Below are 14,932 nucleotides of genomic sequence, written 5' to 3' on the forward strand. Positions count from 1 at the left end.
TTTATGAACAAGTATTAGGATTTTCCAAAGGTCAAAAATTATGCATCATTCTGTCAGCTTGTTCATGAAAAATGTCAGCTTCCGCGGGAGCAGGGCGACTGCAGCCGGGGATGTCTGATAAATTTCACCGTCCATATCAATCTCCATTTTCTCCGCAGTCGTCAAGGAAAAGGAGGAGGTGCGAATCAGCTCGATTCCTTCCGCTTCTTTCGTCCAATCTGCGGTGAATGTTTTGTAATACATATTTTTCAGTAGTTTCAGTCCCGATTCCTGAATGATATAGAGCTCCATTAAGCTGTCATCGAGCTTGGAGTCAGGAAGGTGGAAATTGGCTGTGCCTAACGAATAGCCATTCATCGCCAGAATCATCACCGCTTCCCCGCTTCGTTCCACTTTTTCGGCTGTTTGCAAAGCAAAGGAAAAGGGTTCGGCTTTTTTTAACGATTGAAGCGCGCTAATAAAATAGCTCAGCTTACCGACTGAATTTTTTAACGTAGAATTTGTTTCTTCCGAGACGGTCGTAATTAAGCCGAGTCCGACAAAATTCGTGAAATACCGCTTGTTGCAGCTTCCGATGTCACATGTCAGCGTTTGACCGGCTTTGATCACTCCAGCTGCTTCGGCAATCGTTTGCGGAATCCCGAGAGTACGGGAGAAATCATTGCAAGTACCGGCAGGGAAAATTCCGACAACAGGCGGTTTTGTAACGTCCATTAAGCCGTTGATACATTCGTGCACCGTTCCGTCTCCTCCGACAATAAAGAGCTGGTCATAATCACTGGCGCGCTCTCTGCAAATCCGCTCACCGTCGCCTTTCTGAAAGGTTTGCACCATCGTCAGCTCCCGATATTCCGCAGCAAGTACGTCCGTAATATCTTTTAAAATGTCGTTGATTTTCGCTTGTCCCGCCTGCGCATTATAGACGAGCAACGCTTTTTTCCTGTCCATTCACAGCTTCCTTTCAAGGGGATATTTTTCATCCTATTCCCTGAGAGCGAGGTCTTTACTCAATTTTTTCCTTGCCATTTAAGTCGGACAGAAGGCGCTTTGCCTCGCGGAGGTCCTCCGGATAGTTGATATTCATAAAATCTGCCTGATTGCCCGCGAAGGCAACTCGTTTCAGCCTCGCTTCCCGTAACAAAGGCTTAAAGCTCCGATAACCTTTGGCAAGCAACTGTTTTATCATCGAGAGACAGTCGCGGTGATAGAGAGCGAGCAATGGCTGAAGGCGCGTTCCGCTCTCGGGGATGATGATTTGGTTTGCGGAATCAATTTCTTTTATCAAGTCGGCGACCAAAGAAGCGCGTACAAAGGGAATATCAGCTGCAAGCACAAAGAACCAATCCGTTCTGGGAAGCTGTTCCATCGCAAAGGCCAGGGCAGCGAGCGGCCCCTGGTGGGCTGTTTCCTCAACAAGAATCGCAGCATCGGCAGAAGAAATAGAAGGAGCGAGCCCGCTGTTTGTCACGATGTAGACAGAACGGCAGCCGCCTTCTGATAATGCGGTGATGCTATGCTGATAAAATGCTTTTCCGTTGTATTGTTCAAACATTTTCGCCTTCCCATAGCGGGACGATTGCCCGCCTGCCAATACAAGTCCATCAATCATCATCCGATCAGCTCCCTTTTTCAAAAGAATTAGTAGTTTCAGTATACGAAAACGGGGCAAGAAAGAATAGACAAGGTTACGCAATCTGAGAGCTGTCGTAAAAAACAAACCGATTGAATTGAATGATAGAAAACGCTAAAATAAGAGGTAAACTTATCCAACTATCATGATCTCTCACAAGTAGGTGTGACAATATTGCAGCATAAATCATCGACATTCCTTTTACGTTGCAGCGGCGTTTTGCTCATGCTTTTTCTATTTCTGACCTATGGGGTTGTCACGGGCGCAACACTCGCTCTTGATGAAGCGTTGATCCAGCGGGTTTCAATGCTTGAGCATCCATTTTTAACAGCTATGCTGATCGCGCTCAGCTTTATCGGTTCAACGATCCCGGTTGTCGTTCTTTCAGCAGTCATGCTACTTATTCTGTACCTATTTACGAAGAAAAAGCGTGACGTCATTTTTTTCGTTGCTGTTTCTTTGTGCTCGGTCACGCTGAATGTGCTTTTAAAGTCGTATTTTGAACGGGAGCGGCCGTCGATCATTGAGATGATTGAAGAGACAGGATTCAGCTATCCGAGCGCCCATGCGATGGCGGCTTTTACGCTTTATGGAGCGGTAACGTTTTTACTTTGGCGTCATCTGAAAAAGCGGAAATCGCGCCGTTTTCTCGTAGGGGCGGCCGCCAGCATCATTCTGTTGATGGGGTTCAGCCGGATTTATTTAGGGGTCCATTATCCGAGTGACGTCATCGGCGGATATTTAGTAAGCGGAGCATTATTAACCATTTCCATCTTTATTTATCAATTCATTGAACATAATATTCCATAGTAAAGGGCGTGGAACGGATGAAAGCATTGGTTCATCAAGGGAAAAGAGGGTTGGCCGGGCTTGCCTATCAGGAGATCGAGGAAGTGAAGCCGGCAGCAGGGGAAGTAAAGGTGAAACTGCTTTATGCCGGTCTTAATCACCGGGATCTTTTCGTGCTGGAACGCCATCCGGAAGAGGCGCCGGGTCTGATCATCGGTTCGGATGGCGCCGGAATTATAGAAGAAGTTGGAGAAGGCGTGACGGATGTTGCGGCTGGCGACGAAGTCATTATTAACCCGAGCCTCGGCTGGGTCACAAAAAGTGCCGCGCCGCCGGACGGATTCGAAATCGTCGGCTTGCCTGATCACGGGACTTTCGCGGAATCTATTGTTATTTCCGCGTTCAATGTGGAAAAAAAGCCGGAGCACTTATCATGGGAGGAAGCAGGCGTGCTGTCTCTTGCGGCGCTTACTGCCTACAGGGCGCTGATTACGAGAGCGCATGCCAAGCCGAAGGATACGATTTTGCTGCCTGGGGTCGGCAGCGGCGCTGTTACTTTTCTTTTGTTATTCGCGAAAGCGATTGGAGCGCGTGTCATTGTGACGTCGCGCTCGCAGGCAAAGCGGGAAAAAGCGCTCGAACTTGGCGCGGACGTGGCGATTGCCAGTGAACATGACTGGAATGCTGAGCTGAATGGAGAGAAAGCAGATATCGTAATTGAAACAGTCGGGGCGGCCACTTTCAATAAATCACTCGGTCAATTACGCAAAGGCGGGACACTCGTAACGTTTGGCGCCTCGGCCGGCGATGAGGTCAAGCTTGACATTCGCAGCTTTTTTTACGGACAATTTACGATGCTCGGGACGACGATGGGAAGCCGAGATGAGTTTAAAGAAATGCTTCATTTTATTAAAAGATATCAAATAAAGCCGGTGATCGATCAGGTTTTTCCATTATCGCAAGGAATAGAAGCATTGAAAAGAATGGAAGACGCCGAGCAATTTGGAAAAATCGCGCTGAAAATAACGGAATAGGGATTGGCTAAAATCCCTCTGGTTGAAGCTGCTGAAAAAGGACGATTTTCACTTTTTCAGCAGCTTTTTTGCCATGAGCGTAGGCGTAAGCAAGGCGCGCAACTCGTTGCTTTCCGTCTTGAATAGCTCTCTCTATTTATCATCAAGCATCCCTCCTCTTTCTCACTAGAAAAAAAATGCCCCGATCCCGGTAGCGAGGTCGAAGAGCGTTTTTGCATCGTTTCTCATTCACAGATTGACAATCTATCACTCGTTCTCTATTATATAAATAGTAATGATTACGATTTATGAGGAGGATAAGATGAAAACAGTGATTCCCGTAACGGTATTAAGCGGCTATCTTGGCTCTGGGAAAACAACTTTACTAAATCATATTCTAAAAAACCGGCAAGGGTTGAAGGTAGCGGTCATCGTCAATGATATGAGTGAGGTAAACATCGATGCTGAATTAGTGAAGCAAGGTGGAGAGCTGTCGCGAACAGAAGAAAAATTAGTCGAAATGTCGAATGGATGCATTTGCTGTACGTTAAGAGAAGATTTATTAATTGAAGTGGAGAAGTTAGCAAAAGCAGGAAATATTGATTACATCGTCATTGAATCGACGGGGATTAGTGAACCGATCCCGGTGGCGCAAACATTCTCGTATATTGATGAAGAGCTTAACATTGATTTAACAAAATTTTGCCGGTTGGATACAATGGTTACGGTCGTCGATGCAAATCGTTTTTGGCATGATTTTCGCTCAGGGGACAGCTTGCTTGATCGTAAGGAAGCACTTGGAGAGGATGATGCACGAGAAATTGCCGATTTGCTGATCGATCAGATCGAATTTTGCGATGTGCTTATTTTGAATAAGTGTGATCTTGTATCGGAAGAGGAACTGGAGAAATTGGAAGTCGTGTTGAAAACATTGCAACCAAAAGCGAAAATCATTCGCTCTGTTAAGGCCGAAGTCGATCCGATGGAAATATTGGATACGAAGCTGTTTAATTTTGAAGAAGCAAGCAGTTCGGCAGGATGGATTCGCGAGTTGACAGCAGGACATGCCGAGCATACTCCGGAAACAGAAGAGTACGGAATCTCTTCTTTCGTCTATTACCGGCGGGAGCCTTTTCACACGATGCGTTTTTACAATTGGCTTCAATCCATGCCGGATAATGTGGTCAGAGCGAAAGGAATCGTCTGGTGCGCGAGCAGAAATAATTTGGCACTGCTTATGTCGCAGGCCGGGCCATCTGTCTCAGTCGAGCCCATCTCTTATTGGGTCGCCGGTTTACCACTTCATGAGCAACAGCAAATTTTAAAAGATAATCCTGATCTTCTGCAGGAGTGGAACGATCAATATGGTGATCGGCATACGAAGCTGGTGTTGATCGGCACAGAACTGGACAAAGAAACAGTAACTAAAGAATTGGACGATTGTTTATTAACAGATACGGAAATGATGCAGGATTGGCAAACGCTCGATGATCCATTTCAATGGAATGTCCAAAGGCCAAGCTGAAAGTAGGGACAAAGGTGATTTTAACCGGTAAATCAATTTTTGAAAAAATCAAGCAAAATGAAATAACGATTGCGCCAATCAATGATAAGCAAATTCAGCCTGCTTCGATTGATTTAAGGCTGAGCGATCATTTTCTGACAATTGACGGGCATAAAGAAAGCCTGATTACGTTGGACACACCGATTTCCTATCGCGAAATCACAGCGGATAATGGAACACTCATACTCCCGGCTCACTCGTTTATTTTAGCAACAACGATCGAAACAATAACACTTCCTCCTTATTTAACGGCCTTTGTCGAAGGAAGAAGTTCAATTGGCCGTCTCGGGCTGTTTATTCAAAATGCCGGCTGGGTTGATCCGGGATTTTCCGGGCAGATCACCCTGGAGCTTTTCAATGCGAGCGAACTCCCGATTAAGCTGTCTGTCGGCCGGAGAATTTGTCAAATCGTCATTGCCGAAGTAAACGGGCAAGCAGATCCGTACAAAGGAAAGTACCTTGGGCAAACAGGAGCGACGGGAAGTGCGATCTATCGCGATCAATAAATCAAGCAGGAAGCCGGCCCTGTTTTTAACAGGCATTTCCAGAGTTTATAGTTGTCAGTAGGCGGAGTAGCTGATATAATTCGTAATAATTACGTTTTAAGAGGTGGGGTGAAGAAATACTTGGCAGAATTGAATGAGATAGAGTAAGAAATTTTTTTGAGTTGTAAATCGTAATGCTTTCGAAAAAAGAGAGGGGTTTTTAGGTTGAAAAAGTTTTTCATGGTAGCAGCAACGGCATTGCTTTTATTAAATGCGTGCTCAAACACAGAGACAGATACTGCGGATGAAGTGGAAGAAAGTCAAGAAACAGAGGAACAGCTGACGATCATGACCTCGATTTTTCCGTTGGAGGATTGGACGAAGAAAATTGGCGGGGATTTCGTTGAGGTGACAAATATCGTACCGGTCGGCGCCGACGCCCATACATACGAGCCTACCCCTAATGAAATGGTTGCCGTCGCCGAAGCAGATGCCTTTATTTACAATGGCGCAGGGATTGAGGCTTTTGCCGACCGGATTGTCGAGGCTGTCGCAAATGAAGGAGTAGCGGTTCTCGAAGCGAGTGCAGGTGTTGAGTTAATCGAAGATAACCATCATCATGATCATGATCACGGACACGGGGAAGAGGACGGACATGCGCATGAACATGAGGACGACCATGACCATGAGCACGGTGTAGAAGAGGAGCACGACCATGACCATGGTGCAGAAGAGGAGCACGCGCATGAGCATAATCACGACGATGGGGAAGTCGAGAGTGGCACTATGCGCATTGAAGGGGTAAAAGACCATTATCATACAGGCGATCATGTTCATTTAACCGCCCATGAAATTGAGGAAAGTGGTCACGATCATTGGCATTGGTATACACTGGCGCCAGGTGAAGATCCAGAGAATGACGATGCGTGGGAAGTGGTACCTGACAATGGAACGAACACGTACGAAGGAGTAGCGGAAGATGGGCAGTTGATTCAAGTAAAGCTTTTCGGTGACGATCATGAGGTCGTGGCGCAAAGTGAGCCTATTGCAATTGCCATTCATGATCATCATGATGATCACGATCATGAGCATGGGGAAGAGCACGACCACGGTCATGAGCATGATGATCACGGACATGTTCATGGCGATCATGATCCGCATGTCTGGCTTGATCCGGTTCTTTCCATCGAGATGGCTGAGCAAATTAAACATTTACTCGTTGAGCTAATGCCTGAGCAGGAAGAGTACTTTGAAGCGAACTTTGAAGAGCTTCGCGGGCAATTTGAAGAGCTCGACCAACAATTTCAAGAAGTTGCTGCAAATGCGCAAATTGATACGTTTATCGTTTCACATGCCGGATACGGCTATTGGGAAGCGCGTTATGGCATCAAGCAAATCGGGATTGCCGGGCTTTCTCCGACAAATGAGCCTACACAGCAGCAGCTGATTGAAACGATTGAGCAGGCAGAAGAGCTGGGGCTTGAATATGTTTTGTTTGAGCCGAATATTTCTCCGGCGGTGGCGCAAACCGTTCAGGATTATTTAGAAGCGGAGTCACTTTATCTTCACCCGCTTGAAGCATTAACAACTGAAAATGTAGAAGCCGGCGCGGATTATTTTTCGCTTATGGAAGAAAACATTGAAACATTGCGTACGGTGTTAAAGGCTGAGTAATCGCGCGATAAAAAATGAGGAATGAGCAAGGCTGTTCAAATCAGCACTGCTCATTCCTTTTATGGAGGTTTTACAAAATGATTCACCATCAGAAAATCATCATCGTTGGGGCCGGACCTGCCGGGATTGGCCTTGCCATTCTCCTGAAAAAGCTGGGATTTACCTCTTATCTCATGTTAGAAGGTGATGAAATCGGCTCTACGTTTAGAAGATGGCCGAGGGAAATGAGATTTATTACCCCTTCATTTACGGGACAAGGCTTTGGTGCTCTCGACCTGAACGCAGTCACTCCGGGTACATCGCCCGCTTATACCTTTCGGAAAGAGCATCTAAATGGTGATGAATATGCCGACTATCTTGAATTGCTTGCTGATCACTTCGACTTGAAGGTGAAAGAAAAGACGATGGTGACCGCTGTTTCAAAAAAAGGCCGCTTGTTTACTGTCGAAACTGATTCTGATACATGGACGTGTGAAGCGCTGTTCTGGGCGACCGGCGAATTTCAGTTTCCTCGGGCAACGGGAATAGAAGGAGCTCATCATGGGCTTCATGTAGGGCACGTTGATTCCTATGAAGCGCTGGCGAAAGCTCACTATGTTGTTGTTGGCGGCGGGGAAAGTGGCGCAGATGCCGCTTTTCATCTTGCCCGAAATGGTAGTCAAGTAACCGTTGTTACGGAAACGTCAATGAATGACAAGGTCGCTGATCCGAGCTTGACCCTTTCTCCGTACACATATGAAAGAATGGAGGTTGCGATTCAATCAGGACGGGTCTCTTTTAAGGAGAACAGAAAAGTAACCAAAATCGCGCAACATCATGCAGGCTACGATGTCGAGCTTGATAATGGCGAGGTGCTGCAAACAACGGGACAGCCTATTTTAGCGACAGGATTTGCTTCAGGAGCGACGCAAATTGCTTCGCTGTTCGAATGGCAGGAAAATGGCAAGCCGCTCGTAACGGAGGAGGCTGATGAATCTACGGTAACGGAAGGACTCTTTTTAATAGGTCCGAGTGTTCAGCACCGTTCCGCCGTATTTTGCTTCATTTACAAATTTCGGGCACGGTATGCGGCGGTCGTCAAGCAGTTGTTTACAAGATGGGGCTATGACATGAAGGAAGAAGTCCTTGCAGAGTATGAAAATAACCAAATGCTGCTTGAGGATTTAGCGTGCTGCGAGGTTAATTGTGAATGCTAAGGAGTTGACTGTCGCTAAGGAACGGATTGTTTTGGTCGGCCTGGAATCCGTTGGCAAAACGAGCGTGTTTGCCTGCCTGACGAATCAGCGCGCGGGAAGGGAATTAAATGCAAAGGGGTCAACGATCTTTGTGAAAGAACGGCATAGTGGGTCGGCCGTATTTGTTGATACACCAGGATTGCGCAGGAAGGATAGTGAAGCGTTCCGTGCTGTGAGAATCGAGCTGGAGCGCGCAGCTCATTTGCTGTTTGTCGTTAGAGGCACCCATTTTAGTGAAGAAATCAGGCAGTTAGCTTCGCTCATCCCAAAGAACGGCGTGGAAGCGACTGTCCTTGTTACGTTTGCCGATAAAATGGAGCCGGCTTTTTTGACAGCTCTTCAAGCTCATGCAAGGGCTGGCGACTGGCCACTAATTATGGTTGATGCAAGACGTCATGATGAGCGAAACCGTTCGACCATCATCAATCAGTTGAAAAAAACAAAACGAATTACGCAAACGATGTGGGAGGAAATGGCTCAAATCCGTCACAAAGAAGTTGATCCTAAACCATTATGGTTTGATCATCCCGTTTGCGGTATTCCGCTTGCACTGATCATGATGTTTCTCTTATTTGCCCTTCCGGTGATGCTTGCTTATCGCCTTTCAAGCGTGCTCGAACCATTGCTTTACCGGATAATCGAACCGCTTGAGCTGTGGACAGCGAATTTTCCCGATTTGTTTCAGGCCGTTTTAACAGGAAGTTACGGGCTTTTTACATTAGGAATTTATTCCTTCGTCTGGGCGTTTCCTGTTGTCCTGTTTATTTCCATTGCCAGCGCGGTTGCTGATGACTCTGGGCTAAAAGACCGGATCGTCGATACACTTGATCCGCTGATGAGCAAAATCGGTTTGAACGGTCAGGATCTCGTTCCGTTTATTTCCGGCTTTGGCTGTAATGTTGTCGCTGTTCAGCAAACGAGAAGCTGCAGCCTGACTACGAGAACGTCATGTGTATCGCTGATCTCATTCGGTTCTGCCTGCAGCTATCAAATCGGAGCGACGTTGTCCGTTTTTCACGTCGCCGGACTGCCATGGCTTTTCCTGCCGTACATGCTCACGTTGACTTTCGTTGCCGCCATTCATAACCGTCTGTGGTATCCGATCAAAGAAAAGAAATGGCTTCGTTATTTTCAGGCACGGAAAACATTTTTACAGTGGCCATCGACCGCACGCGTAGCCTTCCGCGTAAAAGGTGTCTTCCTTCAATTTCTCACTCAGGCTATGCCGATCTTTTTTTTCATATGCCTGATTGCTTCACTGTTCGAGTACGTGGGGATTCTGGCAATCTTAACGAGGGCCGCCGCGCCTCTCGTCCAGCTGATCGGGGCCCCTGCGGAAGCGGCTGCCGGGATCGTTTTTTCAATGATCAGAAAGGATGGGATCCTGTTATTTAATGAAGGAGGCGGTACGTTCATGTCAGCCCTTGCTCCTGGCACTGTTTTTCTGCTTGTGTATATCGCTTCAACGCTGTCGTCCTGCTTAGTGACGATCTGGACAATAGCGAAGGAATTGCGTTGGAAAGCAGCATCCGCTCTCTATATAAAGCAATTGATAACGTCAGTTGTTTCCGCCGTCGTCCTGCTTGCGATCATCCGTTTTTTCGAATAACGCGACAGCAGGCATGGCCAATTTACTTATTTTCACAAGCGCCCAAACGTTTTTTGTGCACCTGCATACGATGAATCGTGAGGATGATGCTTCATCCTACTTTCAAGAAGGAGTGATATAAATGGGTGCAGAAGCAGGATATGGATATGGCGGAGGATTTGCTTTAATTGTCGTGCTTTTTATTTTGTTAATTATCGTCGGCGCATGTTGGTGCGGCGGTGGTTTCGGCGGAGGCTTTGGATACTAAGCCGAAAGCTGACATTTCGCTGCACGTCATCCGCTCTTAGCAGATTGTCGGCGTTGCAGCAACTTAGTACATGCAAGAAAAAGATGTGCCAAGATTTCTCGACGGCACATCTTTTTCTTGATCAAGAGCGCCATCTGTTTTTCTTAGGTATTAACGAGCCCCTCACCTGAATACAATGGTACAAGCATCAGGCTAGTACATTGGTTTTTGGATGAGGAGGGGCAAATGAGTATTCTTCTTGGTTATGTGTTATTAGGGCTGTCATTGGCGGCTCCAATCGGCCCTGTCAATGCTGCCCAGCTGGACAGGGGCATTAAAAGCGGTTTTCTCCACGCCTGGCTAGTCGGCCTCGGAGCGACCGTCGCAGATGGCATTTATATGCTGCTCGTTTTTTTCGGCGTCGTTCATTTGATTGAACTGCCTTTTGTGCAAACCTTTTTATGGCTGTTCGGTTTTTTCGTTCTCGTCTACACAGGAATTGAAAGCTTAATGGGCGCGAAGAATGTCGGCCTGACAGCTTCACGATCAGCTAAACAGTCTTATTCCGCTTCCTTTTTTTCCGGCTTTTTCATGTCGCTGTTCAACCCGCTGACCATTCTGTTTTGGCTCGGCATTTTTGGTTCGATTTTAGCGAAAACGCTGACGCAAGCAGAGCCTGGGCAAGTGTGGCTGTACAGTGCGGCGATTTTTGCCGGAATTGTCGTCTGGGATGTGACGATGGCCGGACTGGCGAGCACATTGCGACGCTTCCTTACGACGAGGCTTCTCGTTGCGATTTCTGTCTTATCAGGTCTCTCTTTAATCGGGTTTGGGCTTTATTTCGGCATGCATGCGTTTAGCGTGTTGTTTTTGTAAAAAGGGTCAGTGATGGCTTGTTGCCGTCACCTTTTTTCTTCCACAGATGATTCATAATAAGCGTGACAATGGCAATTAAAAACAGAAAGAGCAAGCTGACAAAAAAGCCGGGCCGGCTTGTGGCGTGGAAAACGGTGCCGATCACTCCCAAAAGAATAAAGAGAAAGCCGATCAGCCGCTTAATCTGCTCTTTTTTCGTTAAGTTGAGCAGACGGCCGTACGAGCCGAGGATAAAGATCCAATTATAAAGCAGCATCAAGCCGGCGGCGGTCGTGACATATTCATACATTTGATCCGGCATGAAGATCGACAGCACGATCGATACAATAATGCCGAGCGTTGTCAGCAGGATGGCAGGCAGCTCCCATTTATGATGGATCTTTTTTGCGAATAATCGCGGCGCATCCTGGTCTTCGGCCAATGTCACGAGAATCCGAATGACAGCGAACATCGAGGCGACCATCGTTGAGAAGCCGGCGATAATAAAAACACCGTTGAACACATGGTTCACATAAGGGATCGCATAAGCGGTCAAAGCAGTCACAAACGGGCTTTCTTCATGCGAAAAATCCGCTTGCGCCACCATAATCAAGGCCAGGCCGATCGAGAATACATAAATTAGTCCGAGCGTGAGCAGCATCACTTTTCCTGATTTCGGCGCGTCCTTCATTTGTTTTAACCGCACAGCGAGAAGCCCCATAATTTCAATCCCGCCAAAGCCGTAAAATCCGTAGATGGAGGCCGGCAGCAGCCCTTTTAAGCCGTGTGGGAAAACGTCTTCTACCGTCCGCGGGATATGGGTGCCATCCGGGTCTGTTCCGATCAGGCCAAACAAGGCCAGGGACGCCAGAATGATAAACATGAAAATCGCCGAAATTTTCAACACCGCCAGCAAATTTTCCGTTCGGTCAAAGCTTTTACTGCCGGCGATAATGACGAGCAGGCCGAGAGCGGCATAGATGCTGGCTAACAGCCATAAAGGAAGATCAGGAAACCATAGCTGGGAGAAAATGGACAAAGCGGTCATCTGGCTGCCGATAATGAGCATTTCCGAGGCCCAGTAAACCCAGCCGCTGCTGAAGCCGGCCCAGCGCCCGTATGCTTTTTTTGCATACGAACGAAAAGAGCCTTTTTGCGGGTCGTAAATGGTCATCTTCGCCAAAGCCTCAAATACGAAATATGTTCCGAAAGCCGCGATGATATAGACGAGCAGCACCGAAGGCCCGGCCATCGTAATCGCGATGCTTGAACCGAGAAAAAAGCCGGTTCCGATCGTACAAGCGACTCCCAATAATGACAGCTGCCACCATTGCAGCGGCTTTTCGCTGTCTTGCTTTGAATGTGCCATAGACTTCATCCTCTCCGTAGTCCTTTCTATTGTTTCCTGGGCAAACAGTGGAGTATGTACATGAATTTCGCAAAGCAGCTGGACAATTTTACCGCTTATGCTTTCAAAAGGAGGATAGACACTAAAGGAAAAGGAGGGATGGAAAATGAATGAAAAGCAAAAGCAAGCCAATCAAGTAGCGACCAATCAGTATCAGTCAGGTGATGAACAAAGCGAACAGTCGGTCGACCGAGGCTTGGCGATGACGCATGAACAGGTGCTGGATGCGTACGTGGAAGGCACGATTGATGGTGAAATCGATGAGGTTCATGGTGAGGATCAAGAAGTAAGAAGAGAACCGTTTAAAGAATTTCAGGAATAAACAGCTTCCTTTCCCTGAAGCTGCTGAAAAAGGACGATTTTCACTTTTTCAACAGCTTTTTCGTAATGAGCGTAGCCGTTGCCTGATTTTGAAAGCCTTGCTACGATTGAGCTTCTCGCAGCAAGGCGCGCAACGTGCGGAGCCATTACTCTTCTTCGAGTTACGGAAAAAGAGGTTTTTCAGTGGCCTCCTTTCCCTGAGGCGGATTATGCTCCTCAGGTTTTTTTATTGGGAAAAGCAGGAACGTCATGATTGCACTGCCGGCGATGTATCAGTATACTTTAGCTACAATATACATAGAAGCAAGCAATGGAAAAGGGGGCTAATGATGAAGAGCTATTCGTCAAGGAAAGACGTGCCGGAACATGAAAAATGGAATCTTTCCGATATTTTTCCGACGGCGGCGGAATGGGAGGAAACCTATAAGGTGCTGGAGAGTAAGATTGAGAAGCTCGCCCAATATAATGGACGACTGGCTGATGCTGACAGCTTGCATGCGTTTCTCGTCCTCTCGGAAGAAATCGATTACGACTTTAAAAAGGTATACGTCTATGCGATGCTGCAGGCTGATATTGATACGCGGGTAACCACCAGCCAATCTTTGCTTGACCGCGCCAAAAAGCTCGCGGTTTCCTTAGGAGCGGCAAAGTCGTTCTTTATGCCGTTTTTACTCGAGCTGAAGCCGGAAACGCTAAAACAATATATCGCGGAGAAGAAAGAGTTAGCTTATTTTGAAGAAGATTTGTATGACAGCTATCGCTATAAAAAGCATATTTTGAGTGAAGAAAAAGAAGAAACGCTTTCCCAGCTTGGGGAAGCCCTGCAGGTGCCGAGTCACACATTTGGCATGATCAACAATGCTGACATCGTATTTGGAGAGGTAACCGACGAAAATGGCGAGAAAGTCCCGTTAACAAGAGGGATGTATGCAAAGCGGATGGAAGATGAGGATAGAGAAAAGCGTGCAGAAGCGTATCAGGCCTATTATAAGCCGTATAAACAGATGAAAAACACGATTGCCTCGACGCTGTCAGCGGCGATTAAAAACAATGTAACGATTTCAAGGATGCGTCACTATCCTTCCGCGCTTGAAAAAGGGTTATTTTCAGACGAAGTCCCGAAAGAAGTGTATGAGACGTTAATTGAAACGACGAAAGCGAATATTGAGCCGATGCATGAGTATATCCGGCTGCGGAAAAAGCTGCTTGAAGTCGAGCAGTTAAAACCATACGATCTTTCGGTTCCGCTCGTTTCCGGCGTGAAGGAAGAGATATCGTTTGATGAGGCCTTTGACACGATGATCGACAGCCTTGAGCCACTTGGCGCCGATTACCAGCAGACGTTGCGAAGCTTTAAGGAAAAGCGCTATTTTGATGTTCGCGAAACGCCGGGAAAACGCTCAGGAGCATACAACATCGGGATTTATGGTGTCCATCCGTATGTGTTGCTGAATTACCGCGATGATCTTGACAGCCTGTTTACGTTAACGCATGAATCGGGGCATGCGATGCACTCCTGGTATTCAAGCCGGCATCAGCCGCAAATTAGTGCGGGCTATTCGATTTTTGTCGCCGAAGTCGCTTCGACCGTCAATGAAATGTTACTGATTCGCTATTTACTGGCGGAAAGCAAAGAGGCAAACCGAAAAAAATATTTGCTGAACCATTTCATCGACAGCTTTAAAGGGACATTTTTCACGCAGGTGATGTTTGCCGAATTTGAAAAGCTGACGCATGAGAAGGTCGAAAAGGGAGAGCCGCTTCACGCTGATGCGTTCAATGAGATGTATGAAGAGCTTTATCGAACGTATAACGGCAGTGCGCTTGACTGTGATGAAGAAGTGAAATTCGGCTGGACGCGGATTCCCCATTTTTACCGTCCGTTTTATGTGTACAAATATGCTACGGGGTATGCGGCGGCCAATGCGATCGCCGAACGGCTGCTGCAGGGCGATGCGGCAACAAAGACCAGCTATCTGCAATTTTTAAAAAGCGGCAGCTCCAAGCCGCCGCTTGAATTACTAAAAGACACCGGCGTTGATTTAACGAAGCCGGATACGATTGAAGATGCTCTTGCAGTCTTTGGTGATTTGGTCAATCAATTCGCCGAGCTGTAAAAAGAA

At 47.0% G+C, this 14,932-nt stretch carries 14 protein-coding genes; 11 read left to right on the top strand and 3 right to left on the bottom strand.

The window, feature by feature from the left end:
* Positions 1 to 45 precede the first annotated feature (45 nt).
* Positions 46 to 948 carry a diacylglycerol/lipid kinase family protein gene (locus ABMB67_RS01270; protein ID WP_354570861.1) on the bottom strand — a complete coding sequence of 301 codons (903 nt, stop codon included), beginning with the start codon at positions 946 to 948 and terminating at the stop codon, positions 46 to 48.
* A gap of 55 nt (positions 949 to 1,003) precedes the next feature.
* Positions 1,004 to 1,612 (bottom strand): molybdenum cofactor guanylyltransferase, encoded by a 609-nt coding sequence (mobA, locus tag ABMB67_RS01275; RefSeq protein ID WP_354570862.1) that lies wholly within the window; start codon positions 1,610 to 1,612, stop codon positions 1,004 to 1,006.
* A 192-nt stretch (positions 1,613 to 1,804) separates the two neighbouring features.
* Here mobA and ABMB67_RS01280 point away from each other — a divergent pair, with 192 nt between their 5' ends.
* From ABMB67_RS01280 to ABMB67_RS01320, 9 genes are all read left to right on the top strand, one after another.
* Positions 1,805 to 2,440, top strand: coding sequence for a phosphatase PAP2 family protein (locus tag ABMB67_RS01280; RefSeq protein WP_251222728.1), 636 nt, complete (start codon positions 1,805 to 1,807; stop codon positions 2,438 to 2,440).
* A 17-nt stretch (positions 2,441 to 2,457) separates the two neighbouring features.
* The gene (locus ABMB67_RS01285; protein WP_251222727.1) at positions 2,458 to 3,453 is read left to right on the top strand and encodes a zinc-binding dehydrogenase; all 996 of its coding nucleotides are present in this window, start codon (positions 2,458 to 2,460) and stop codon (positions 3,451 to 3,453) included.
* A 301-nt stretch (positions 3,454 to 3,754) separates the two neighbouring features.
* A complete protein-coding gene (locus ABMB67_RS01290) occupies positions 3,755 to 4,957 on the top strand; it encodes a GTP-binding protein (protein WP_251222726.1) in 1,203 nt (400 codons plus the stop codon).
* A gap of 14 nt (positions 4,958 to 4,971) precedes the next feature.
* Positions 4,972 to 5,502: a dCTP deaminase gene (gene dcd, locus ABMB67_RS01295; RefSeq protein ID WP_251222803.1), complete on the top strand. Its 531-nt coding sequence runs from the start codon at positions 4,972 to 4,974 to the stop codon at positions 5,500 to 5,502.
* Positions 5,503 to 5,706: 204 nt separating this feature from the next.
* Entirely contained in the window at positions 5,707 to 7,155 is a 1,449-nt protein-coding gene (locus tag ABMB67_RS01300) for a metal ABC transporter solute-binding protein, Zn/Mn family (RefSeq protein WP_354570863.1), read from the top strand.
* Positions 7,156 to 7,232: 77 nt separating this feature from the next.
* Positions 7,233 to 8,351 carry an NAD(P)/FAD-dependent oxidoreductase gene (locus ABMB67_RS01305; protein WP_251222724.1) on the top strand — a complete coding sequence of 373 codons (1,119 nt, stop codon included), beginning with the start codon at positions 7,233 to 7,235 and terminating at the stop codon, positions 8,349 to 8,351.
* Positions 8,341 to 9,999, top strand: coding sequence for a nucleoside recognition domain-containing protein (locus ABMB67_RS01310; protein ID WP_354570864.1), 1,659 nt, complete (start codon positions 8,341 to 8,343; stop codon positions 9,997 to 9,999). The genes ABMB67_RS01305 and ABMB67_RS01310 overlap by 11 nt, the downstream gene beginning before the upstream one ends.
* A gap of 121 nt (positions 10,000 to 10,120) precedes the next feature.
* The gene (locus tag ABMB67_RS01315) at positions 10,121 to 10,246 is read left to right on the top strand and encodes a YjcZ family sporulation protein (protein ID WP_251222722.1); all 126 of its coding nucleotides are present in this window, start codon (positions 10,121 to 10,123) and stop codon (positions 10,244 to 10,246) included.
* 225 nt (positions 10,247 to 10,471) lie between these two features.
* Positions 10,472 to 11,101 carry a LysE family transporter gene (locus ABMB67_RS01320; protein ID WP_251222721.1) on the top strand — a complete coding sequence of 210 codons (630 nt, stop codon included), beginning with the start codon at positions 10,472 to 10,474 and terminating at the stop codon, positions 11,099 to 11,101.
* Here the strand turns inward: ABMB67_RS01320 and ABMB67_RS01325 are convergent.
* Positions 11,082 to 12,458: an amino acid permease gene (locus tag ABMB67_RS01325; RefSeq protein ID WP_390188794.1), complete on the bottom strand. Its 1,377-nt coding sequence runs from the start codon at positions 12,456 to 12,458 to the stop codon at positions 11,082 to 11,084. The genes ABMB67_RS01320 and ABMB67_RS01325 overlap by 20 nt on opposite strands.
* Before the next feature lie 136 nt (positions 12,459 to 12,594).
* On the opposite strand from ABMB67_RS01325, the gene ABMB67_RS01330 reads away from it, so the two are divergent.
* Together ABMB67_RS01330 and pepF are read left to right on the top strand one after the other, a co-directional pair.
* Positions 12,595 to 12,810, top strand: a complete 216-nt coding sequence (locus tag ABMB67_RS01330) for a YozQ family protein (protein WP_251222719.1) — start codon at positions 12,595 to 12,597, stop codon at positions 12,808 to 12,810.
* Positions 12,811 to 13,138: 328 nt separating this feature from the next.
* A complete protein-coding gene (gene pepF / locus ABMB67_RS01335; protein WP_354570865.1) occupies positions 13,139 to 14,926 on the top strand; it encodes an oligoendopeptidase F in 1,788 nt (595 codons plus the stop codon).
* Positions 14,927 to 14,932 lie beyond the last annotated feature (6 nt).

The sequence above is a fragment of the Halalkalibacter oceani genome, assembly GCF_040544555.1.
GTDB lineage: Bacteria > Bacillota > Bacilli > Bacillales > Bacillaceae_D > Halalkalibacter > Halalkalibacter oceani.

Excerpts from the sequence above, each read along its gene's own strand:
- ABMB67_RS01270 (WP_354570861.1), bottom strand. The coding sequence starts at position 948 with ATGGACAGGAAAAAAGCGTTGCTCGTCTATAATGCGCAGGCGGGACAA.
- mobA (WP_354570862.1), bottom strand. The coding sequence starts at position 1,612 with ATGATGATTGATGGACTTGTATTGGCAGGCGGGCAATCGTCCCGCTAT.
- ABMB67_RS01285 (WP_251222727.1), top strand. The coding sequence starts at position 2,458 with ATGAAAGCATTGGTTCATCAAGGGAAAAGAGGGTTGGCCGGGCTTGCC.
- ABMB67_RS01290 (WP_251222726.1), top strand. The coding sequence starts at position 3,755 with ATGAAAACAGTGATTCCCGTAACGGTATTAAGCGGCTATCTTGGCTCT.
- ABMB67_RS01305 (WP_251222724.1), top strand. The coding sequence starts at position 7,233 with ATGATTCACCATCAGAAAATCATCATCGTTGGGGCCGGACCTGCCGGG.
- ABMB67_RS01315 (WP_251222722.1), top strand. The coding sequence starts at position 10,121 with ATGGGTGCAGAAGCAGGATATGGATATGGCGGAGGATTTGCTTTAATT.
- ABMB67_RS01320 (WP_251222721.1), top strand. The coding sequence starts at position 10,472 with ATGAGTATTCTTCTTGGTTATGTGTTATTAGGGCTGTCATTGGCGGCT.
- ABMB67_RS01325 (WP_390188794.1), bottom strand. The coding sequence starts at position 12,458 with ATGAAGTCTATGGCACATTCAAAGCAAGACAGCGAAAAGCCGCTGCAA.
- ABMB67_RS01330 (WP_251222719.1), top strand. The coding sequence starts at position 12,595 with ATGAATGAAAAGCAAAAGCAAGCCAATCAAGTAGCGACCAATCAGTAT.
- pepF (WP_354570865.1), top strand. The coding sequence starts at position 13,139 with ATGAAGAGCTATTCGTCAAGGAAAGACGTGCCGGAACATGAAAAATGG.